This is a genomic window from Edwardsiella piscicida, assembly GCF_001896205.1.
GTDB lineage: Bacteria > Pseudomonadota > Gammaproteobacteria > Enterobacterales > Enterobacteriaceae > Edwardsiella > Edwardsiella piscicida.
Map to the genome: position 1 here is coordinate 1,666,794 of NZ_MPNU01000001.1, position 21,278 is coordinate 1,688,071.

The window sequence follows — 21,278 nt, forward strand, 5'->3', positions numbered from 1 at the left end:
GCTAGGCGCCCCCGCTGCGTACGACGTAGCCGATTACTCTACGCGCAGGGTACGGCAGGTGTTGGTGCTGCCGATGGTGTCCATCTGATCGCCCTGTGTGACGATCACCAGATCGCCGGAGACCAGGAAGCCTTTATCCCGCAGCAGATTCGCCGCCGCCTGGGCCGCGGCCACGCCGTCGGTGTGGCTGTCAAAGTGCACCGGCGTGACGCCGCGGTACAGGGCCGTCAGGTTCAGGGTACGCTCATGGCGGGACATGGCGAAGATCGGCAGGCCAGAGCTGATCCGGGACATCATCAGCGCGGTGCGTCCGGACTCCGTCATCGCAATGATGGCCGTTACCCCCTTGAGGTGGTTGGCGGCGTACATGGCGGACATGGCGACCGCCTCTTCCGTATTGTCGAACTGGGCATCAAGGCGGTGCTTGGAGATATTGATGCTGGGGATCTTCTCGGCGCCCAGGCAGACGCGCGCCATGGCGGCCACGGTTTCGGCCGGGTACTGGCCCGCGGCGGTCTCGGCAGACAGCATCACGGCATCGGTACCGTCCAGTACGGCGTTGGCCACGTCCATGACCTCCGCACGGGTCGGCATCGGGTTGGTGATCATGGACTCCATCATCTGGGTCGCGGTGATCACGACGCGGTTCAGCTTGCGGGCGCGGCGGATCAGCTTTTTCTGGATCCCGACCAGCTCCGGATCGCCGATTTCAACCCCCAGATCGCCGCGGGCGACCATCACGACGTCGGCGGCCAGGATCACATCATCCATCGCTTCGTCGCTGGCAACGGCCTCGGCACGCTCGACCTTGGCGACGATCTTGGCTTCGCAGCCGGCATCGCGCGCCAGACGACGGGCATAGTTGAGATCTTCCCCGCAGCGCGGGAAGGAGACGGCCAGATAGTCGACGCCGATCTTGGCGGCGGTCAGGATATCGGCCTTGTCCTTTTCCGTCAGGGCATCGGCAGAGAGCCCGCCGCCCAGCTTGTTGATCCCTTTATTGTTGGACAGCGGGCCGCCGACGGTGACCTCGGTGAACACCTTATCTTCCTGTACGGAGAGCACCTTCAGCTGAACACGGCCATCGTCGAGCAGCAGAATATCGCCCGGCACCACATCTTCCGGCAGCCGCTTATAGTCGATGCCCACCTTCTCTTTATCGCCTTCGCCCTTGTCCAGCGTGGCATCCAGCAGGAATTTATCCCCAACGTTGAGGAAAACTTTACCTTCCTTAAAGGTGGATACTCGGATTTTAGGACCCTGCAGGTCCCCGAGAATGGCGACATGACGACCGAGTTTGGCGGCGATTTCACGGACTTTGTTGGCGCGCAGCTGGTGATCTTCCGGCGTGCCGTGTGAAAAGTTAAGACGCATCACGTTGGCGCCGGCGGAGATAATCTTTTCCAGATTATTGTCGCGATCGGTAGCCGGGCCAAGCGTGGTAACGATTTTGGTTCTTCTGAGCCGTCTGGACATGCATAACTCCATTGACATGTGAAGCATTGGTATTGCCAATACAACGGTGGGTAAATGCACCGGCCCAAGGCCGCCGCGGTTACCCGGATAGCCCCACTGGCAGCGGCGCCGGTGGGAGGGACGCCGGTTGGCTAAACTGCAGGCGACCGGCGTGTATTATTCAGTCTGTTGGCGAGGAAGCCGCCCCCGTCACTCAAAATGTGCGGGCAGGGCGAGACCTTTATCAAAGCGCGATTCCTTCAAGGCTTCCTTGACCCGCTTCAAGTTATCTCGGAATTTCGCTCCGCGGCGCAGGGTAAAGCCGGTTGCCAGCGCATCCACCAGGGTCAGCTGCGCCAGGCGTGAGACCATGGGCATATAAACATCGGTATCCTCCGGCACATCCAGCAGCAGGGCCAGAGAGGCCTCCAGAGCCAGCGGCGTGTCGCGCGAGGTGATGGCGATTACCGTCGCATCGTTCTCCCGCGCCAGGTGCGCCATTTCCACCAGGCTTTTGGTGCGCCCGGTGTGGGAGATCAGCACCACCACGTCGCCCTCATTGGAGTTCATGCAGCTCATGCGCTGCATGACGATGTCGTCAAAGTAGACCACCGGAATGTTGAAACGGAAAAATTTGTTCATGGCGTCATGAGCCACGGCGGCGGAGGCGCCCAGGCCGAAGAAAGAAATTTTCTTCGCCTGGGTCAGCAGATCGACCGCGCGGTTGATGGTGGCCATGTCCAGATGGTTTTTGGCCATCTCCAGACCCGCCATCGCCGATTCGAAGATCTTGCTGGTATAGGCGTCGACGCTGTCGCTCTCTTCAACGTTGCGGTTAACGTAGGGGGTGCCGTTGGCAAGGCTCTGTGCCAGATGCAGTTTAAAATCTGGAAACCCTTTAGTTTCCAGCCGACGGCAGAAACGGTTTACCGTAGGTTCACTGACGTCGGCCATCTTGGCCAGGGTGGCGATACTGGAGTGGATGGCGGTCTGCGGTGCCGCGAGGATCACCTCGGCGACTTTGCGTTCGGATTTACTCAGCTGATCCAGATTCGCCTGGATTTTTTCCAGCGTATTCATAGGAGAGGGCCACTCATGGGGTTGGGCGATTTCATATAGAGGAGAAATCTATGAACGTTTGTTGAAAATATACAACGACAGATAACGGCTTGGCAGCCCATCAGAGGCGTATTGTCGGCTTTTTTTGTAATGTATGAGCTGTGTCTAACTTTCGGCATGGTAATTTTTCTACAAATTTGGTAGAAAATTACACGAAGAGACGGTCGCACGGTGCGATGGCACGCTAGCGCTACGCCTTTACGCACTAACTGTGTATGAAAGCGCAACGAAAAAGTCGTTTTTCTCGCTACAATCAGGATCATCAGAACGATTCTGTAAAAAAATTACAAGTAACCTGCACGAGGAGAGAGATATGGCGGTAACGTCAACGGCACAGGCTTGCGACCTGATTATTTTTGGCGCCAAGGGCGATTTGGCTCGGCGCAAACTGCTGCCTTCCCTGTATCAGTTGGAAAAGGCCGGCCACATTCACCCCGAGACGCGCATTATCGGCGTCGGCCGCGCCGAGTGGGATGCCGCGGCCTACCGTAAGGTGGTTCATGAGGCGCTGGATACCTTTTTGAAAGAGCCGCTGGACGATGCGCTGTGGCAGCGTCTGAGCGACCGCCTCGACTTTTGTAACTTGGACGTCAACGATACCGAGCAATTTCAGCGTCTGGCGGAGAGGGTGACACCGCAGCAGCGGGTGACCATTAACTATTTTGCCATGCCGCCGAGCACCTTTGGCGCGATTTGCCAGGGGCTGGGGCATGCGGGGATGAACCTTCAGCCCAGCCGTATCGTCATGGAGAAGCCGCTGGGAACCGATCTGGCCTCATCGCGGGCGATCAACGATCAGGTGGCGCGCTATTTTGATGAGGACCAGGTGTACCGCATCGACCACTACCTGGGGAAGGAGACGGTGCTGAACCTGCTGGCGCTGCGCTTTGCCAACGCGCTGTTTGCCAACAACTGGGACAACAGCATGATCGACCACGTGCAGATCACCGTGGCGGAAGAGGTCGGCATTGAAGGGCGCTGGGGATACTTTGATCAGGCCGGGCAGATGCGCGACATGGTGCAGAACCATCTGCTGCAGATCCTGACCATGATCGCCATGGATCCGCCGGCGGATCTCTCCACCGACCGTATTCGTGATGAAAAGGTCAAGGTGCTGCGCTCCCTGCGTCGTATCAACCATAGCAACGTGCGTGAGACGACGGTGCGCGGTCAGTACACCGCCGGCTTCGTGCAGGGGAAAAAGGTACCGGGATACCTGGAAGAAGAGGGCGCGAACAAGTGCAGCAATACGGAAACCTTTATCGCCATTCGCGTCGATATCGACAACTGGCGCTGGGCAGGGGTGCCGTTTTATCTGCGCACCGGTAAGCGCCTGCCGAGCAAGTGCTCTGAGGTGGTTATCTATTTCAAAAATCCGCCGCTGAACCTGTTCAGCGACTCCTATCAGGCGCTGCCGCAGAATAAGCTGACCATTCGCCTGCAGCCGGACGAAGGGGTGCAGATCGATATCCTGAATAAGGTGCCGGGGCTGGAGCATAAACACCGACTGCAGACCACCAAGCTGGATCTGAGCTTCTCCGATACCTTCCACCAGGAGCATCTGGCGGATGCCTATGAACGCCTGCTGCTGGAGGCGATGCGCGGTATTCAGGCGCTGTTTGTCCGCCGCGATGAGGTGGAAGAGGCCTGGAAGTGGGTCGACTCCATCATGATGGCCTGGGCCGACGACAACGACGCGCCGAAGCCTTATCAGGCGGGCACCTGGGGGCCGGTGTCATCGGTGGCGCTGATCACCCGTGACGGTCGTTGCTGGAACGAATTCTGAGCGGACTGCGCGGGGCGTAGGTCGCCCCGCGTAGCGCGAGAGGAGCAGAGATAAATGGTACACTTTATCGAATTTGGCAGCGCGGACGCGCTGAACACGCAGCTGGCACAGGCTATCGCCGAGCGTTTGCGCCAGGGGATCGCCGCCCGCGGGCAGGCTAGCCTGGTGGTATCCGGTGGACGCACTCCGCTGGGCCTGTTTGCGGTGCTGCGTGAGCAGACGCTCGATTGGTCACGGGTCTGGGTGACCCTGGCGGACGAACGTTGGGTCGGGGCCGACGATGAGGCCAGCAACGAGACGCTGGTACGGGCGAACCTGTTACAGGGGCCGGCGGCGGCGGCGCACTTTATTGGCCTGAAGAATGACGCTGCGACCCCTTTTGACGGCGCAAAAGCCGCAGAGGCGGCGCTGGCGGCAATAGCGCGTCCCTTTGACGCGCTGATCCTGGGTATGGGGGACGACGGCCATACCGCATCACTTTTCCCCGGGGCAGAGAATCTGTTCCCGGCTCTCGCGATGGACTCCGGACGCGTGTGTATGGGGATGACCCCGCTCACGGCGCCGCTCGATCGCATCACCCTCACACTCCCGGCCCTGCTGGACAGCCGTCATATTTACCTGCATCTGGTGGGCAACGCCAAACGCAGGGTGTATGAGCAGGCCGCCGGCGGAGCGGAGGTGAATGAGATGCCGATCCGCGCCGTGCTCCAGCAGAGCATGACGCCGGTCGACGTCTACTGGACGGCATGAGGCTGTAATGAATCCAATCGTAGAACGTGTTACCCAACGCATTATTGAACGCTCTCGCGCTACCCGCGCGGCGTATCTGGCCAAGATTGAGCGAGCGCGCAGCACACGCGTGCAGCGCGCCCAGCTGGCGTGTGGCAACCTGGCGCACGGCTTTGCCGCCTGTACTCAGCAGGATAAGGCATCGCTGAAGAGCATGACCAAAAGTGATATCGCGATTATCACCTCGTATAACGATATGCTGTCCGCCCACCAGCCCTATGAGAGCTATCCGGAGCAGATTAAGCAGGCGCTGCATCAGGTGGGGGCTGTCGGTCAGGTAGCCGGCGGCGTGCCGGCGATGTGTGACGGGGTGACTCAGGGTCAGGACGGCATGGAGCTGTCACTGATGAGTCGCGAAGTGATAGCCATGTCCGCCGCGGTCGGGCTGTCGCATAACATGTTCGACGGCGCGCTGTACCTGGGCGTCTGTGACAAGATCGTGCCGGGGTTGTTCATGGCGGCGATGTCCTTTGGCCATCTGCCGACCCTGTTCGTACCGGCCGGGCCGATGGCCAGCGGTCTGCCGAACAAGGAGAAGGTGCGCATCCGTCAGCTGTTTGCTGAGGGTAAGGTCGGGCGCGATGCCCTGCTGGAGTCAGAGGCTGCCTCCTACCATGCGCCGGGCACCTGTACATTCTATGGCACGGCCAACTCCAACCAGATGGTGATGGAGGTGATGGGGATGCACCTGCCGGGAGCCTCCTTCGTTCAGCCGGACTGTGCGCTGCGCCATGCGCTGACCGACGCGGCGGCGCGTCAGGTGACGCGAATGACGGAGAGCAGCGGCAGCTATCTGCCGGTCGGGCGGATGGTGGATGAAAAGGTCGTGGTAAACGGCATTGTCGCCCTGCTGGCGACCGGCGGCTCGACCAACCTCACCATGCACCTGGTGGCGATGGCGCGCGCCGCGGGCATCCTGATCAACTGGGATGACTTCTCTGAGCTGTCAGAGGCGGTGCCGCTGCTGTGCCGTATTTACCCCAACGGTCCGGCGGATATCAACCACTTCCAGGCGGCCGGCGGCGTGGCGCTGCTGGTGCGCGAACTGCTGAAGGGCGGGCTGCTGCATGACGACGTTGACACCGTGGCGGGTCACGGCCTGCGCCGTTACACCCAGGAGCCGTTCCTGGAGAACGGGCAGCTGGTTTACCGCGAAGGCGCCGAGCGCTCCTACGATACGGCGGTGATCGCCAGCGTTGAGGCGCCGTTCGCCCACCACGGGGGGACTAAAGTGCTGTCCGGTAACCTGGGGCGCGCGGTGATGAAGACCTCGGCGGTACCGGAAGAGAACCAGATTATTGAGGCGCCGGCGGTGGTGTTTAACAGTCAGCATGACGTGCTGCCGGCCTTTGAAGCGGGTGCGCTGGATCGCGACTGCGTGGTGGTCGTGCGCTATCAGGGGCCGCGGGCCATCGGGATGCCGGAGCTGCACAAGCTGATGCCGCCGCTGGGGGTGCTGATGGATCGCGGGCTGAAGGTGGCGCTGGTGACGGATGGCCGTCTGTCCGGCGCCTCGGGTAAAGTGCCGTCGGCGATTCACGTGACGCCGGAGGCCTGCGCCGGTGGTCTGTTGGCCAAGGTGCGCAACGGCGACATGATCCGGGTCGATGGACGCAGCGGTGAGCTGACCCTGCTGGTGGATGAGGCGGAGCTGGCGACGCGCGATGCATTCCAGCCGGATCTCTCCGCGCTGCACGACGGCTGTGGCCGCGAGCTGTTCAACGCGCTGCGTGAACAGCTGTCCGGCGCCGAAGAGGGCGCCAGCTGCATCCCGTTTTACCGTTCCTAATACGCGAGGCGGCGTAGGCCGCCTCAATAGCTGTGATCGATCCCGGGCGCAGGCCCAGGCGTCAGACCGGCAGGGAATGCCGGTGCTCGGGGTCACTTATTAATCCGCCGTAAGGCATCTGGAGAGAAGCGACAATGAACAACTGGAAAGTGAGTGCGGAATCCATTCTGACAACTGGCCCGGTCGTACCGGTTATCGTTATCAATACGCTGGAGCAGGCCGTGCCTTTGGCCAAGGCGCTGGTTGCCGGTGGGGTTCGGGTACTGGAAGTGACCCTGCGTACCGACTGTGCGCTGGAGGCTATCCGCCTGATTGCCCAGGAGGTGCCAGAGGCTATCGTCGGCGCCGGTACCGTGACCAATGCGGAGCAGCTGCGCCAGGTGACCGAGGCCGGCGCCCAGTTCGCCATCAGCCCGGGGTTGACCGAGGGTCTGCTGCAGGCCGCGGTGGCCGGCAGCATCCCGCTGATCCCGGGTATCAGCACCGTTTCTGAGCTGATGCAGGGGATGGACTACGGTCTGAAAGAGTTTAAATTCTTCCCCGCGGAGGCCAACGGCGGCGTGAAAGCGCTGCAGGCTATCGCCGGGCCGTTCTCCCATATCCGCTTCTGCCCGACCGGCGGTATTTCACCGAGCAACTACCGCAGCTACCTGGCGCTGAAGAGCGTGCTGTGCATCGGCGGCTCTTGGCTTATCCCGGCGGACGCCCTGGAAAACGGGGACTATGCGCGGATCACCGCGTTGGCGAAAGAGGCGGTTGCCGGCGCTCAGGCGTAACTTTTTTGCGCGCTGCATGGTTAGTCATCGCGCGAGCGGGGCTATTCAGCCGTTGGCGCGGCGTCCGTGTTCGGGGCGCACGCCTAATGCGTTGAGCCGGCAGGGGAACAAGGCCGTCCTTTTAAGGCGGCCTTGTTTTTTTATGGATGATAACTTATTTATTTTTAGTAATTTTATTTAAAGAAAGTAGTAAAAGGCGGTTTGCTATAAAAAATAGCCTGTGCTACAACTAATATAACAATTAATAACCGGAGGACACTGCGCAAACCGTACACCCAGATTCAGGTACGGGGGAAGAGGGTAAACCACTATGAAAACGCATAATCGTTTAATGATTAAAACCTCTGCCTATCTGTTATTCATTTCCTCCACGATTGCCAGTGAGTATCACTGGTGCAGTGAGCTATAGCGTCTTTTTCTCCAGAGATATCCCGCGGGATGCGCTCAGTACGCCCGCGCTGGCGGTGTCATCGCACGCTTTCCACTCTACGTAAACCGCGTCGCGTGTTTGCGATGGACTCCTATATCTAACGCGTTGTTAAGCCGGTTGTCAGCGCGGTGGAATAAAGCAAAACGCCAATAAATAAAATTAAATAAGTGGAGAAATAATATGATTTACTGGATTTTTCTGGCATGTGCCATCGTGGCCGAAATTATTGGCACCCTTTCGATGAAATGGGCCAGCGTTAGCGGGACGATGAGCGGTAATGTCGTCATGCTGCTGATGGTGACCCTCTCTTATATCCTATTAGCCTTTGCGGTTAAGCGGGTCGCGCTGGGGGTGGCCTATGCCCTGTGGGAGGGGATTGGCATCCTGTTTATTACGCTGTTCAGCGTGCTGTGGTTTGACGAGCCGATATCCGCGCTCAAGCTGAGTGGCCTGGGGCTGCTGGTGGGGGGGATCATCCTGCTGAAGTCCGGTACGGTGAAAAAGGGACGCACGCCCTCCAGCCCGGTGACGGGACCGACGGGGAGGAAACATGTCGTCGCTTGAATGGGTATACGGCGCCTGGCTGGCGCTGGCCGTGGCACTGGAGATCGCGGCCAATATTCTGCTCAAATGGTCTGACGGTTTTCGCCGCCCGCTGCCGGGAGTGCTGTCGCTGCTGGCCGTGCTGGCCGCCTTTGGCGCGCTGAGTCAGGCGGTAAAGGGGATTGAGCTGTCCGTCGCCTACGCCCTGTGGGGCGGCTTTGGCATTATGGCGACGATCGCGGCGGGCTGGGTACTGTTTGGTCAGCGGTTAAACCGCAAGGGGTGGTGTGGGCTGCTACTGCTGTTGGTCGGTATGGCGGTGATTAAGCTGGCCTGAGTGGCGGAGAACGGCCCGCGTGCGGGCCGTTTGCTTAGCGGGCGGCGACGATCTTGATCTCTACCCGATACTGCGGGTGCATCAGCTTGGCCTGCACGGTACAGCGCACCGGTGCTTTACCGGGAACGACCCAGGCATCCCAAGCGGCGTTCATGGCCGCAAAGTCCGCGCCGTCTGCCAGGAAAATGGTGGCATCAAGAATTCGGGTCTTATCGCTGCCCAGCTGGCTGAGCAGCATGTCGATGGCGGCCAGCGCGTTGGCGGTCTGCGCCGTCGCGTCGGCGTCCAGGTTTTCCGGTACGCTGGTAAAGTAGATGGTGTCGTTGAAGACGGTGGCATCAGACCAGCGCTGCTCCGGATTGATACGTTCGATAGACATAAATCTCGCCCTTAATAAGTGGTGGTGTCTGCGGCGTCAGTATACTCAAAAGCGTCGGGGCTGTATCCCCCGCGCTCCCCGCGCCGTGTGTGATATGCGCAGGAGGATGGAGCTTGCGCCGCGGAGTTGGCATAATCCCCCCTTTACTCCTCCAGATGAGAGATGCCGTGGCCGATGATTTTGCCCCCGACGGGCTATTAACCCAGAGTATTCCCGGCTTCACCCCCCGAGAGGCCCAGCGTCAGATGGCGCAGGCGGTCAGCGCTGTGATTGCGGCGCGGGGATCGCTGGTGGTGGAGGCCGGTACCGGTACCGGCAAGACCTTTGCCTATCTGGTGCCGGCGCTGCGCTGTGGCCATAAGGTGATCATTTCGACCGGCTCCAAGGCGCTGCAGGATCAGCTGTATAACCGCGATCTGCCGCTGATGAAGCGGGTGCTGAACTTTCAGGGGGCGACCGCGCTGCTGAAAGGGCGGGCCAACTACCTGTGCCCAGAGCGTTTGGAGCAGCAGTCGTTGGCCGGCGGCGATATCGCCCCGGCGCTGCTGGCGGAGCTGATGCGGGTGCGCAGCTGGTCGTCGCAGACCGAGGATGGCGATACCAGCCACTGCCACGGGGTGGCGGAAGACAGCGCCGTCTGGCCGCTGGTGACCAGCAATAACGATAACTGCCTGGGCGGAGATTGCCCCCATTATAAAGCGTGCTACGTGGTCAAGGCGCGTCGGCGCGCCATGGATGCCCAGGTTGTGGTGGTGAACCACCATCTGTTTTTGGCCGATCTGGTGGTTAAAGAGGGGGGCTTTGGCGAGCTGATCCCGGAGGCTGAGGTGACCATTTTTGATGAGGCGCACCAGGTACCGGACATCGCCAGTCAATATTTTGGCCAGCAGCTCTCCAGCCGCCAGCTGCTGGATCTGGCGCGCGACATGATCATGGCCTACCGCACCGAGCTGCGTGACGTCGCCCAGCTGCAGAAAAGCGCCGATCTGCTGACCCAGCGCAGCCTCGATCTGCGTATCGTGCTGGGCGATCCCGGCTTTCGCGGCAACCTGCGCGATATTTTGGCGCAGGCCGAGGTACGCCGCTCTCTGGTGCTGGTGGATGATGCGCTGGAGCTATGCTACGACGTGATGAAGATGTCGCTGGGCCGCTCGGCGCTGCTCGATGCTGCCTTTGAGCGCGCGACGCTGTACCGCAACCGCCTGAAGCGCCTTTCCGACGTCATGCAGCCCGGCTACTCATACTGGTATGAGTGTACGCCGCGTCATTTCGTGCTGGCGCTGACGCCGCTGACGGTGGCGGAGAAATTCAGTGAGCTGATGCGCAGTAAGCCCGGCGCCTGGATTTTTACCTCGGCAACGCTGGCGGTGGAGGATGACGTCTCGCACTTCAGCGCGCGTTTGGGGCTGACGGCGGCGCAGAGCCTGCTGCTGCCCAGCCCCTTCGACTACGCTCACCAGGCGCTGCTGTGCGTGCCGCGTTTCCTGCCGTCGCCCAACCAGCGCGGCGCCGCCGCGCAGCTGGCGCAGATGCTGACGCCGCTGATTGAGGCCAACAATGGCCGCTGTTTCTTCCTGTGCACCTCACACGCCATGATGCGCGAGCTGGCGCAGGCCTTCCGCGCGAGCCTTGCGCTGCCGGTGCTGGTGCAGGGGGAGAGCGGAAAGTCCCGCCTGCTGGCCGACTTTATTGCGGCCGGCAACGCGCTGCTGGTGGCGACCGGGAGCTTTTGGGAGGGGGTGGACGTACGCGGCGATACCCTGAGCTGCGTGATTATCGACAAGCTGCCCTTTACCGCGCCGGACGATCCGCTGCTCAAGGCCCGCATGGAGGATTGCCGTCTGCGCGGCGGCGATCCCTTTACCCAGGTGCAATTGCCCGATGCGGTGATCACCCTGAAGCAGGGGGTCGGGCGTCTGATCCGCGACAGCCGCGATCGCGGAGCCATCATTATCTGCGATAACCGTCTGGTGATGCGCCCCTATGGCGAGGTGTTTCTGCGCAGCCTGCCGCCTGCGCCGCGTACCCGCGATCTATCGCGGGTCATCGACTTTCTCCGCGCCGCGCCGAGCACGGCGTCGGCAGAGGATGAGGGTGAGGCGAATTGAGAAATACAGGGTTAAGGGGCTGTGTTATTATTCTGTTCATTGATAATTCATTTCTTTTCTTGCCGAGGTTGGCATGTCCACGCGAATTTTAGCGATTGATACCGCAACGGAAGCCTGTTCCGTTGCCCTGTGGAATAACGGTGAGTCTCTGGCGCTGTTTGAGATCTGTCCACGCGAACACACCCAGCGTATTCTGCCGATGGTGCAGCAGATCCTGGCCGAGGCGGGAGTGACGCTGGCCGAGCTGGATGCGCTGGCCTTTGGCCGCGGGCCGGGCAGCTTTACCGGCGTGCGTATCGGCGTGGGGATCGCTCAGGGGCTGGCGCTGGGCGCCGGGCTGCCGATGATCGGCGTCTCCACGCTGGCGACGATGGCGCAGGGCGCCTGGCGCTGTACGGCGGCGAGCCGGGTCTTGAGCGCGATCGATGCGCGTATGGGCGAGGTTTACTGGGGCGAGTACTGCCGCGATAGCGACGGCGTCTGGCACGGTAGCGCGACCGAGGCGGTGTTTAACCCGCAGCAGGTGGGCGTCCGTCTGGCCGCGCTGCAGGGGGAATGGGCGACGGTCGGTACCGGCTGGCAGACCTATCCTGACCTGGCGCAGGGCGCCCCCCTAACGCTGCGCGACGGGCAAATGCTGCTGCCTCACGCCGAAGATATGCTGCCGCTGGCGCTGCACGCCTGGCGGTCGGGGGAGACGGTGGCGGTGGAGCAGGCGCAGCCGATCTATCTGCGCAATGAAGTGACCTGGAAGAAACTGCCGGGGCGCGGCTAGCGTCCGCAGGGAACCCGACGCTGAACGACGGGTCAAAGAGAGTAGGCACCGCCAACGGCCAACGACGAGGTCATCTCGCTGTCGCCTTGGCGCGGTATAGGGGGAGCGTAATGATGCGGATAAAGATGAAGTGCATCGCCGGGGTAGCCGCCGCGCTGCTGCTGGCCGGGTGTGTGAGCGTGCCGGCGTCCGTGCGTGGCACCTCGCCGACGCCGCAGCAGAACTTTGTGGCGGTGCATAATGCGCCGGATTTATACGTCGGTCAGGAGTCCCGCTTCGGCGGTACGGTGGTCAGCGTCACCAACAAGAAAGAGGCCAGCTATCTGGAGATCGCAGTGATGCCGCTGGACAGCGGCGCCCGACCGATTCTGGGGCAGCCGGTGCTGGGGCGCATTCTGGCCAAAAGCAGCGTCTTTCTCGACCCGATCAACTTTAATCGCCAGCTGGTGACGGTGGTCGGACCGCTGACCGGCAGCGTAGAGGGAAAGATCGGCCAGACACCCTATAACTTTGTCACCATGGACATCAACGGCTATCAGCGCTGGCAGGTCGATCAGCAGGTGATTATGCCGCCGCAGCCGATCGGCCCCGGTCCCTGGGGCTATGATCCCTATTGGCGACGTCCTTACTGGGGGCCGGGCTTTGGTCCGGGCTGGGGCTGGTATGCTCCAATGCCGGCGCGGATTGAAAACGTCGTGGTGCCGCAGCCCTAGCGGTGCGTAGATTGCGCAAAGCCTGCGCGTTCACGCGCTAAAATCGGACAAAGTCGGGGTCTGCGGGCAGATTTTGGTGTCATTGACGCTCGTCAGGTATAAAATGGCGCGCTGCCTGCCGTCTGCGCGCTGCGTGTGGATGCGCCGGCTGCGAACAAAGAAACCCCGCTTTGCGGGGTTATTTGTTTTTAATGCCAGGAGGGCATATTCGACAGCGCTATCGCCCGTTCGATACGCGCGGCACCGCCCGCGCGGGGCGATATTCGTACCCCCTCATACAGATAAGAAACACGGGAGAAGCGCCTTGGAAAAGGTTTGGCTTAAACGCTATCCGGTAGATGTGCCGGCGGAAATCAATCCGGATCATTACGCCTCGCTGGTGGACATGTTTGAACACGCCGTAGCACGCTACGCGGATCAGCCTGCGTTCATCAATATGGGACAGGTAATGACCTTCCGCAAACTGGAGGAGCGCAGCCGCGCCTTTGCCGCCTACCTGCAAAACGGTCTTGGGCTGCAGAAGGGGGATCGCGTCGCGCTGATGATGCCCAACCTGCTGCAGTATCCGATCGCGCTGTTCGGCATTCTGCGCGCCGGGATGGTGGCGGTCAACGTCAACCCGCTGTATACCCCGCGCGAGCTGGAGCACCAGCTGAATGACAGCGGCGCCAGCGCGATTGTCATCGTCTCGAACTTTGCCCATACCCTGGAAAAGGTGGTGTTCTCGACTCAGGTTCGCCACGTGATCCTGACGCGGATGGGCGATCAGCTGCCGGCGGCGAAAGGCACGCTGGTTAACTTTGTGGTCAAGTACATCAAGCGCCTGGTGCCTAAATATAATCTGCCGGACGCGATCTCGTTCCGCCGTGCGCTGCAGCGCGGGCGACGCATGCAGTATGTTAAGCCGGATATCGTCAACGATGATTTGGCCTTTCTGCAATATACCGGCGGTACGACCGGCGTCGCCAAGGGGGCGATGCTGACCCACCGCAATATGCAGGCGAACCTGGAGCAGGCCAAGGCGGCCTATAGTCCGCTGCTGAAGGTGGGCCATGAAATGGTGGTGACGGCGCTGCCGCTCTACCACGTCTTTGCGCTGACGGTAAACTGCCTGCTGTTTATTGAGCTGGGCGGACGCAATCTGCTGATCACTAACCCGCGCGATATTCCGGGCATGGTCCGTGAGCTGAGCCGTTACCCGTTCACGGCGTTGACCGGGGTGAATACGCTGTTTAACGCGCTGCTGCACAATGAAGACTTCCGCGAGCTGGACTTTTCGTCGCTGCGGCTGTCGGTGGGCGGCGGGATGCCGGTGCAAAAGGCGGTTGCCGAACGCTGGGAGCAGCTGACCGGTCACCATTTACTGGAGGGCTACGGGCTGACCGAGTGCTCACCGCTGGTGGCGGGGAACCCCTACGATCTGAAGCGCTACAGCGGCAGCATCGGGCTGCCGGTGCCGTCGACGGATGTCCGCTTAGTGGATGACGAAGGCCGTGAGGTCGCGTTGGGGGAGGCGGGAGAGCTGCAGGTGCGCGGCCCGCAGGTGATGCGTGGCTACTGGCAGCGACCAGAGGCAACAGAAGAGATCATGCGCGACGGTTGGCTGGCCACCGGCGATGTCTGCACCATGGATGAGCAGGGCTTTTTACGTATCGTCGATCGCAAGAAGGATATGATCCTGGTCTCCGGCTTTAACGTGTATCCCAATGAGATCGAAGAGGTGGTGGCGCTGCATCCCAAAGTGTTGGAGTGCGCGGCCATCGGTGTTCCCAGCGAAAGCTCGGGTGAGATGGTCAAGGTGTGCGTGGTCAAGCGCGACCCTAGCCTGACCCGCGATGAGCTGGTGAGCCACTGTCGCCGCCATCTGACCGGCTATAAGGTACCGAAGCAGGTGGTGTTTTATACGGAGCTGCCCAAGAGCAACGTGGGTAAGATTTTACGCCGGACGCTGCGCGAAGCACAGGCGGCGGATGACAAACGGTAGCCTCGACGCGTACCCTGTTGCTGGTTGTTGATAGCGGGGCGCCGGCGTTGCCGTCGGCGCACTGTTTTTTTGGGCGGGGTGATGCGAGACCGCCCGTTCACGTCCTGCCGCGGCAGGCGTTTTAATGAGATTATAATGCTAAAGTATCAGTTAATTACCTCCAGCAGTGCGCTGAAAGAGGTCTGTGAACGCGCCAGCGCCTGCCCCTATATCGCGCTGGATACGGAGTTTGTCCGCACCCGTACCTACTATCCCCAGCTGGGGCTGGTGCAGCTGTATGACGGTGAGACGCTGTCACTCATCGATCCGCTGCCGATCTCCGACTGGCAGCCGTTTGTCGATCTGCTGCGTAACCCGCAGGTCGTCAAACTGCTGCACGCCGGCAGCGAAGATCTGGAGGTCTTCCTGCATGACTTCCAGACTCTGCCTCAGCCGCTGATCGACACCCAGATCCTGGCTGCCTTTACCGGTCGCCCGCTCTCCAGCGGCTTTGCCGCCATGGTCAGCGCTTATCTGCAGGTGGACCTGGATAAGAGCGAGTCGCGCACCGACTGGCTGGCCCGTCCGCTAAGCGAGCGTCAGTGCGACTATGCCGCGGCAGACGTCTATTACCTGCTGCCGATGGCGCACAAGCTGCTGGCCGAGGTTGAGGCCTGCGGCTGGCTGCCGGCGGCGCTCGACGAGTGCCAGGCTCTGTGCCGCCGTCGCGCCGAAACGGTGGATCCGACGCTGGCCTACCGGGATATGACCAATGCCTGGCAGCTGCGTCCGCGTCAGCTGGCCTGCCTGCAGCTGCTGGGCGAGTGGCGCCTGAATCAGGCCCGCACCCGCGATATGGCGGTGAACTTCGTGGTGCGTGAGGAGAGCCTGTGGCTGGTGGCACGCTACATGCCGGGCTCGATGGCCGAGCTGAGCGAAATCGGCGTTAGCGGGCCGGAGATCCGCTATCACGGTAAGGCGCTGCTGGAGATCGTCGAGCGCAGCGCCGCGCTGGAAGAGGCGCAGCTGCCGCCCGCCGTCGAGCGTCTGATCGACCACCCGGGCTATAAGCAGGCGTTTAAGCACATTAAGACGCTGGTGCAGCAGGTGGCAGAGCAGAAGGGGCTGACGGCGGAGCTGCTGGCGTCTCGGCGCCAGATCAATCAGCTGCTGAGCGTACACTGGCAGCTGAAGACGGAGCAGCCGGAGCTGCTGAGTGGCTGGCGCGGTCAGCTGCTGGCCGATGGGCTGAATGGCGTACTGACAAAATAGCGTGCGCAGGCTATAAATAATAAAGGCAGCCTTAGCGCTGCCTTTATTGTATTGGTGAGCTGGGGTGTAGGATAAAACAAAATTTATTCATTTTATCGAGCAGATAATCTGCGCCGTAGCATAATAATCAGATTATTCTGTAAAGATGTCCTAATAATAAACAGATGATGGTAATTCATCTGTTTATTTATACAGTCGTTTCCTTAATAAATAAGGGAACGCCGCCTCTTGCTCATTTCGGTGCTTCTTCGTTTTCCGGTAATGTGACATTTAGCTCGAGAACCGAAATATCATCCCCTTTCTGCTCCAGCTGTACGCTGACCATTTCTGGATCGATCTGTACATATTTACAGATGACCGCCAGCAGGTCGCGCTTCAGCTGAGGGAGATAGTGGGGCTCACTGTCTCCCCGGCGGCGCTCCGCGACGATGATCTGCAGCCGTTCCTTGGCGATATTGGCTGTCGTTTTTTTACGCGACAGAAAGAAATCAAGTAATGCCATGTCTTATCCCCCGAACAGGCGTTTCAGGAAGCCTTTTTTCTCTTCTTCAACAAAACGGAACTGACGCTCTTCGCCCATCAGACGCTCGACCGTATCACGGTAGGCCTGACCCGCATCGGACTCATTGTCCAGGATCACCGGCTCGCCCTGGTTAGAGGCGCGCAGCACCGACGGGCTCTCCGGGATGACGCCGACCAGCGGAATGCGCAGAATTTCCAGCACGTCCTCCATGCTCAGCATGTCGCCGCGGCTGACTCGGCCCGGATTGTAGCGCGTCAGCAGCAGGTGCTCCTTGATAGGATCGTCACCGTTTTCGGCCCGGCGAGACTTGGAGGAGAGGATGCCCAGGATACGGTCAGAGTCACGTACCGAGGAGACCTCTGGGTTGGTAGTGATGATGGCCTCATCGGCGAAGTAGAGCGCCATTAGCGCCCCGGTTTCGATACCGGCCGGAGAGTCACAGATAATGAAGTCAAAGCCCATCTCCTGCAGATCGTCGAGCACTTTCTCTACGCCTTCACGGGTCAGCGCGTCTTTATCGCGGGTCTGAGAGGCGGGCAGGATGAATAGATTCTCGGTGCGCTTGTCTTTGATCAGCGCCTGATTTAGGGTCGCGTCACCCTGGATGACATTGACAAAGTCATACACGACGCGGCGTTCACAGCCCATGATCAGGTCAAGGTTACGCAGGCCAATGTCAAAGTCGATAACAACGGTTTTTTTGCCTTTCTGTGCCAGTCCGGTTGCGATGGCCGCGCTTGATGTAGTCTTGCCAACGCCCCCTTTACCCGATGTAACAACAATAATGCGTGCCATGAAAATATCCTTTTTGAAGAAGGGCCTAGAATAAAGGTTGAATGGTAAGGGCGCCGTCGCTCAGGGTGAGGCGGGCGGCTTGCCCATAATAGTTTTCCGGGATCTGATCGCTTAGCCAGTACTGACCGGCGATGGATACCAGTTCGGCGGAGAGATGGCTGCAGAAGATCTGGCTGCCGCTGTCGCCAGCGGCGCCGGCCAACGCTCGCCCACGCATCATGCCGTAGACATGTATATTGCCGTCGGCGATCAGCTCTGCGCCGGCGCTGACGTGGCTGGTGACGATCAGATCGCAGCTGCGCGCATAGATCTGCTGGCCTGAGCGCACCGGGGTACTGACGATTTTGGTTTTCGCCGCGACGGGGACCGCCGGGGCGATGGGCGCCTTCTTCACCGCGCCTTTACCTTCGCTGAGCAGCGGCAAACCCGCATGCAGTACCGCCTGTTTTTGGGCTTCGTCGCGACAGCCGCTGACGCCGATGACGTGCAGCCCTGCGGCGCTGAACACGCGCAGCATTTCACGCCATTCCACACTGCCATTCACATCAGTAATATTAATAACAACAGGCGCATTTTTCAAAAACGCGGGCGCTTGACCGACTTTGGCGATTAATGCCGGGCGAATTACCTCTGGTTGAGAATTATGCAAATGAACAACCGAGAGTGTAAAACTGCTGCCTTTCAGTTCTATTGGCGCTTGTGACATCTATCCTGACTCAGCTCAGCAACTTGGAAATCTCCGAAATAACCACGGCGCGCGTGATATTCCGATGTATCTAAGCATGTTATAGTCAGCAGTATATCTAGGCAAGTCGCCGTCAGAATTAAATAGAGTGGAAAAAATGCTTTGTGTGATCTACAGAAGCTCAAAACGCGATCAAACATATCTGTATGTGGAAAAGAAAGACGATTTTTCCCGGGTTCCACCCGATTTACTGAAGAGCTTCGGCCTGCCGCAGCTGGCTATGGTGCTTAATTTGGCCACTCGCACGCGCCTGGCCGGGGCGGATCTCGCGACGGTGAAAGCGGCGCTGGCCGAGCAAGGGTATTATCTACAGCTGCCGCCGCCGCCGGAAAACCTGTTGAAGGGGCACCTATATGCTCAGGGGAAAATGACCGCCTGAGGCGTATTTCTGGCGCCGCGTACGCTAATGCTGTGAACGATATCACGCTCTGGTCGGGCGGGCGCTTCCGTCGCTGCGGATAATCGATAGACTGATGATCCGGGGTGCCGGCGGCGGCACCCGCCTGAGGGGAGGTGAAGGATGTATCAGCATCGTGATTGGCAGGGTGCCCTGCTGGAGCTACCGGTCAGTAAGGTGGTCTGCGTCGGTAATAATTACCGTGAGCATGTCCGTGAGATGGGCAGCCAGGTGGCGCCGCAGCCCGTGCTGTTCCTCAAGCCGGAGAGTGCGCTGTGCGATCTGCGCCAGCCGATCGTGATCCCCCACGGGCTGGGCGAGGTGCACCACGAGGTCGAGCTGGCGGTGCTGATCGGCATGCCGCTGAGTCAGGCGAATGAGGATCGGGTGGCGCGCGCTATCGCCGGCTATGGCGTGGCGCTGGATCTCACCCTGCGCGACGTGCAGCGCGAATGCAAAAAGCACGGCTATCCCTGGGAGAAGGCCAAGGCGTTTGACGGCGCCTGTCCCATCTCTGGTTTTATTCCCGAGAGCGAATTCGGCGACGCGCAAAACGCCGGCCTTACGCTGAGCGTCAACGGCGCGCTGCGCCAGTCTGGCAATACGCGCGATATGCTGACCCCCATCCTGCCGTTGATTAGCTATATGAGCCGCTTCTTTACCCTGCGCGCCGGGGACGTTGTGCTGACGGGAACACCGGCCGGCGTCGGTCCGCTGCTCTCCGGCGACATGCTGACCATCGGCCTGAACGCGCGTACGCTGACGACCCGGATCATTTGAGGCCGGCGCGGAGATACCCGCTATCGCGAAAGGGACTTGCATCTGTCGCCCAAAGCGTCTATACAGGGCGCCTTTGATAGCACAGCTGCGGGTAACGTGAACATGGGTACAACGCCTTTTTGGCAGGAAAAAACGCTGGAACAGATGAGTGACGCCGAATGGGAGGCGCTGTGTGACGGCTGCGGTCAGTGCTGCCTGCATAAGCTGCAGGACGAAGATACTGATGAGATCTATTTCACTAACGTGGCCTGCAACCTGCTCAATATCAAGACGTGTCAGTGCCGCCACTATGCGCGGCGCTTTGAGTATGAAGAGGACTGCATCAAACTGACGCGGGAGAATCTGCCGACCTTTGAATGGCTGCCGCCGACCTGCGCCTATCGCCTGCTGAGCGAGGGCGCACCGCTGCCGACGTGGCACCCGCTGCGCACCGGCTCTAAGTCGGCGATGCATGCGGCGCGCATCTCCGTGCGCTATATCGCGGTGCGCGAAAGCGAAGTCAGCGACTGGGAGCAGCATATTATGCGCCAGCCGCTGTGGCAGCAGGGAGAAGGGCAGGAGTAAATCGGTTGTGGTCCTACGGCTGGCTTTGTATGATGAATTAGCCCGCCGCAGCGCCGTCACGCTACGCATGCCGCGGGAATACCATCACAGAACAGGAGAGGGAAAAGATGTATCAGAACATTTTACTACCGCTGGATCTGGGAGAGGAGGCGCTGACGGCGATGGCGTTGGAGCAGGTGAAGGCCGTGATCCGCAGCCCAGATACCCGGGTGCGCCTGATGTACGTCGTCGCCCAGATCCCCGATTTTATCCTTAACCGCTTTAACCCGCAGACCAATCAGTTCGATGATGTGATGAGCGGTGAGCTGCGCTCGCGTCTGCAGGCGCTGGCGGATACGCTGCCGCTGCCGGCGGAAAACATCAGCGTGGTGGTGCGCCAGGGCGGTATCTATGACGAAATCCTGAAAGAGGCGCAGTGCATCGATGCCGACCTGATCCTGATCGGATCGCGGCGCCCCAGCATGAAAACCTATCTGCTGGGCTCCAACGCGGCGGCGATCGTTCGCCACGCTCGCACCTCGGTGCTAGTCGCTCGCTAAAGTATTCCGTCACCCAGCAACGAGAAAAGCAAAAGGCACCCTCGGGTGCCTTTTGACGTTGGTCGCGCGGTGTGAGCGGCGAGTCTAGCGATTAAACAGCGAGCGACGCTTCTCTTTGACCATCTGAGCCAGCAGCACCAGCAGACCGATCAGCAGATAGGCGGCAAAGATCCCGACCAGCCACTGCGGCATTTCCATGTTCAGAAACTGCCACTGGCGTTCAGCGCAGTCCCCATTGGCGAAAAAGACGGACGGAAGCCATTTGTCCAGCGGCAGCCACGCGGGGAAGGAGACAAAGAAGTCACAGGTATTGAACGGCGAGGGGTGCAGCTGGATCATCGTGTGCTGCCAGGCCAGCTCCAGCCCGCGATAGGCGCTGTACAGCCACAGCAGCAGCGCGGCCCAGCGCAGCGGGGTTTTCGGCGCCGCGGCGCCCAGCAGCCCGGCTCCCAGAATCCCGAACAGGGCACAGCGTTCATAGATGCACATGACACAGGGTTTTAACAGCATCACATGCTGAAAGTAGAGCGCGGTCGACTCAAGCAGCAGCGCGGTAAACGCCAACAGTAGCCAGGCGCCGCGCCCTTGCGAATAACGCTTCAAAAATTGCAACATAACCTGATTTCCATGTCACAAAAAGGTGCAGCCAGTGTAAACCATTGACTGCACACTGCCAGAAAAAATTATCTGAAATGCGCGAC

22 protein-coding genes are annotated in these 21,278 nt (G+C 60.2%); 15 read left to right on the plus strand and 7 right to left on the minus strand.

The window, feature by feature from the left end; all coding sequences use genetic code 11:
* Positions 1-33: 33 nt before the first annotated feature.
* Positions 34-1,476, minus strand: a complete 1,443-nt coding sequence (pyk, locus tag BRD58_RS07605) for a pyruvate kinase (protein ID WP_012848300.1) — start codon at positions 1,474-1,476, stop codon at positions 34-36.
* 189 nt (positions 1,477-1,665) lie between these two features.
* On the minus strand, positions 1,666-2,535 hold the full coding sequence (locus BRD58_RS07610) for a MurR/RpiR family transcriptional regulator (protein ID WP_012848301.1): 870 nt from the start codon (positions 2,533-2,535) through the stop codon (positions 1,666-1,668).
* A gap of 352 nt (positions 2,536-2,887) precedes the next feature.
* Here BRD58_RS07610 and zwf point away from each other — a divergent pair, with 352 nt between their 5' ends.
* From zwf to mdtI, 6 genes are all read left to right on the plus strand, one after another.
* On the plus strand, positions 2,888-4,360 hold the full coding sequence (gene zwf, locus BRD58_RS07615; RefSeq protein WP_012848302.1) for a glucose-6-phosphate dehydrogenase: 1,473 nt from the start codon (positions 2,888-2,890) through the stop codon (positions 4,358-4,360).
* A 54-nt stretch (positions 4,361-4,414) separates the two neighbouring features.
* A complete protein-coding gene (pgl, locus tag BRD58_RS07620) occupies positions 4,415-5,110 on the plus strand; it encodes a 6-phosphogluconolactonase (protein WP_034168357.1) in 696 nt (231 codons plus the stop codon).
* Positions 5,111-5,117: 7 nt separating this feature from the next.
* The gene (gene edd / locus BRD58_RS07625) at positions 5,118-6,938 is read left to right on the plus strand and encodes a phosphogluconate dehydratase (RefSeq protein ID WP_012848304.1); all 1,821 of its coding nucleotides are present in this window, start codon (positions 5,118-5,120) and stop codon (positions 6,936-6,938) included.
* Positions 6,939-7,072: 134 nt separating this feature from the next.
* Positions 7,073-7,714, plus strand: coding sequence for a bifunctional 4-hydroxy-2-oxoglutarate aldolase/2-dehydro-3-deoxy-phosphogluconate aldolase (locus BRD58_RS07630; protein ID WP_012848305.1), 642 nt, complete (start codon positions 7,073-7,075; stop codon positions 7,712-7,714).
* Between the two features lie 610 nt (positions 7,715-8,324).
* Entirely contained in the window at positions 8,325-8,708 is a 384-nt protein-coding gene (mdtJ, locus tag BRD58_RS07635; protein ID WP_012848306.1) for a multidrug/spermidine efflux SMR transporter subunit MdtJ, read from the plus strand.
* A complete protein-coding gene (gene mdtI / locus BRD58_RS07640; RefSeq protein ID WP_012848307.1) occupies positions 8,695-9,024 on the plus strand; it encodes a multidrug/spermidine efflux SMR transporter subunit MdtI in 330 nt (109 codons plus the stop codon). Before mdtJ ends, mdtI begins: the two co-directional genes overlap by 14 nt.
* A 34-nt stretch (positions 9,025-9,058) precedes the next feature.
* Here the strand turns inward: mdtI and BRD58_RS07645 are convergent, their stop codons facing one another.
* Positions 9,059-9,403, minus strand: a complete 345-nt coding sequence (locus BRD58_RS07645; RefSeq protein WP_012848308.1) for a RidA family protein — start codon at positions 9,401-9,403, stop codon at positions 9,059-9,061.
* A 167-nt stretch (positions 9,404-9,570) separates the two neighbouring features.
* Here BRD58_RS07645 and BRD58_RS07650 point away from each other — a divergent pair, with 167 nt between their 5' ends.
* From BRD58_RS07650 to rnd, 5 genes are all read left to right on the plus strand, one after another.
* Positions 9,571-11,511 carry an ATP-dependent DNA helicase gene (locus BRD58_RS07650; protein WP_069579632.1) on the plus strand — a complete coding sequence of 647 codons (1,941 nt, stop codon included), beginning with the start codon at positions 9,571-9,573 and terminating at the stop codon, positions 11,509-11,511.
* 73 nt (positions 11,512-11,584) lie between these two features.
* Entirely contained in the window at positions 11,585-12,286 is a 702-nt protein-coding gene (tsaB, locus tag BRD58_RS07655) for a tRNA (adenosine(37)-N6)-threonylcarbamoyltransferase complex dimerization subunit type 1 TsaB (protein WP_073382138.1), read from the plus strand.
* A 110-nt stretch (positions 12,287-12,396) separates the two neighbouring features.
* The gene (locus BRD58_RS07660; protein WP_012848311.1) at positions 12,397-12,999 is read left to right on the plus strand and encodes a Slp family lipoprotein; all 603 of its coding nucleotides are present in this window, start codon (positions 12,397-12,399) and stop codon (positions 12,997-12,999) included.
* Between the two features lie 304 nt (positions 13,000-13,303).
* Entirely contained in the window at positions 13,304-14,983 is a 1,680-nt protein-coding gene (gene fadD, locus BRD58_RS07665) for a long-chain-fatty-acid--CoA ligase FadD (protein ID WP_012848312.1), read from the plus strand.
* Between the two features lie 135 nt (positions 14,984-15,118).
* Positions 15,119-16,234 (plus strand): ribonuclease D, encoded by a 1,116-nt coding sequence (gene rnd, locus BRD58_RS07670; protein ID WP_012848313.1) that lies wholly within the window; start codon positions 15,119-15,121, stop codon positions 16,232-16,234.
* Positions 16,235-16,466: 232 nt separating this feature from the next.
* On the opposite strand, the gene minE is transcribed toward rnd, so the two are convergent.
* From minE to minC, 3 genes are read right to left on the minus strand one after another with little or no spacing between them, the layout of a single operon-like run.
* A complete protein-coding gene (gene minE / locus BRD58_RS07675; RefSeq protein WP_012848314.1) occupies positions 16,467-16,736 on the minus strand; it encodes a cell division topological specificity factor MinE in 270 nt (89 codons plus the stop codon).
* Positions 16,737-16,739: 3 nt separating this feature from the next.
* Positions 16,740-17,552 carry a septum site-determining protein MinD gene (gene minD / locus BRD58_RS07680; protein ID WP_012848315.1) on the minus strand — a complete coding sequence of 271 codons (813 nt, stop codon included), beginning with the start codon at positions 17,550-17,552 and terminating at the stop codon, positions 16,740-16,742.
* A gap of 25 nt (positions 17,553-17,577) precedes the next feature.
* Positions 17,578-18,258 (minus strand): septum site-determining protein MinC, encoded by a 681-nt coding sequence (minC, locus tag BRD58_RS07685; protein ID WP_012848316.1) that lies wholly within the window; start codon positions 18,256-18,258, stop codon positions 17,578-17,580.
* Between the two features lie 136 nt (positions 18,259-18,394).
* Here minC and BRD58_RS07690 point away from each other — a divergent pair, with 136 nt between their 5' ends.
* From BRD58_RS07690 to BRD58_RS07705, 4 genes are all read left to right on the plus strand, one after another.
* On the plus strand, positions 18,395-18,676 hold the full coding sequence (locus tag BRD58_RS07690; RefSeq protein WP_015461361.1) for a YcgL domain-containing protein: 282 nt from the start codon (positions 18,395-18,397) through the stop codon (positions 18,674-18,676).
* A 141-nt stretch (positions 18,677-18,817) separates the two neighbouring features.
* Positions 18,818-19,474 carry a fumarylacetoacetate hydrolase family protein gene (locus tag BRD58_RS07695; protein WP_012848318.1) on the plus strand — a complete coding sequence of 219 codons (657 nt, stop codon included), beginning with the start codon at positions 18,818-18,820 and terminating at the stop codon, positions 19,472-19,474.
* 102 nt (positions 19,475-19,576) lie between these two features.
* Positions 19,577-20,038 (plus strand): YcgN family cysteine cluster protein, encoded by a 462-nt coding sequence (locus BRD58_RS07700; RefSeq protein WP_012848319.1) that lies wholly within the window; start codon positions 19,577-19,579, stop codon positions 20,036-20,038.
* A gap of 107 nt (positions 20,039-20,145) precedes the next feature.
* On the plus strand, positions 20,146-20,577 hold the full coding sequence (locus BRD58_RS07705; RefSeq protein ID WP_012848320.1) for a universal stress protein: 432 nt from the start codon (positions 20,146-20,148) through the stop codon (positions 20,575-20,577).
* An 84-nt stretch (positions 20,578-20,661) separates the two neighbouring features.
* On the opposite strand, the gene dsbB is transcribed toward BRD58_RS07705, so the two are convergent.
* Positions 20,662-21,192: a disulfide bond formation protein DsbB gene (gene dsbB / locus BRD58_RS07710; RefSeq protein ID WP_073382142.1), complete on the minus strand. Its 531-nt coding sequence runs from the start codon at positions 21,190-21,192 to the stop codon at positions 20,662-20,664.
* Positions 21,193-21,278 lie beyond the last annotated feature (86 nt).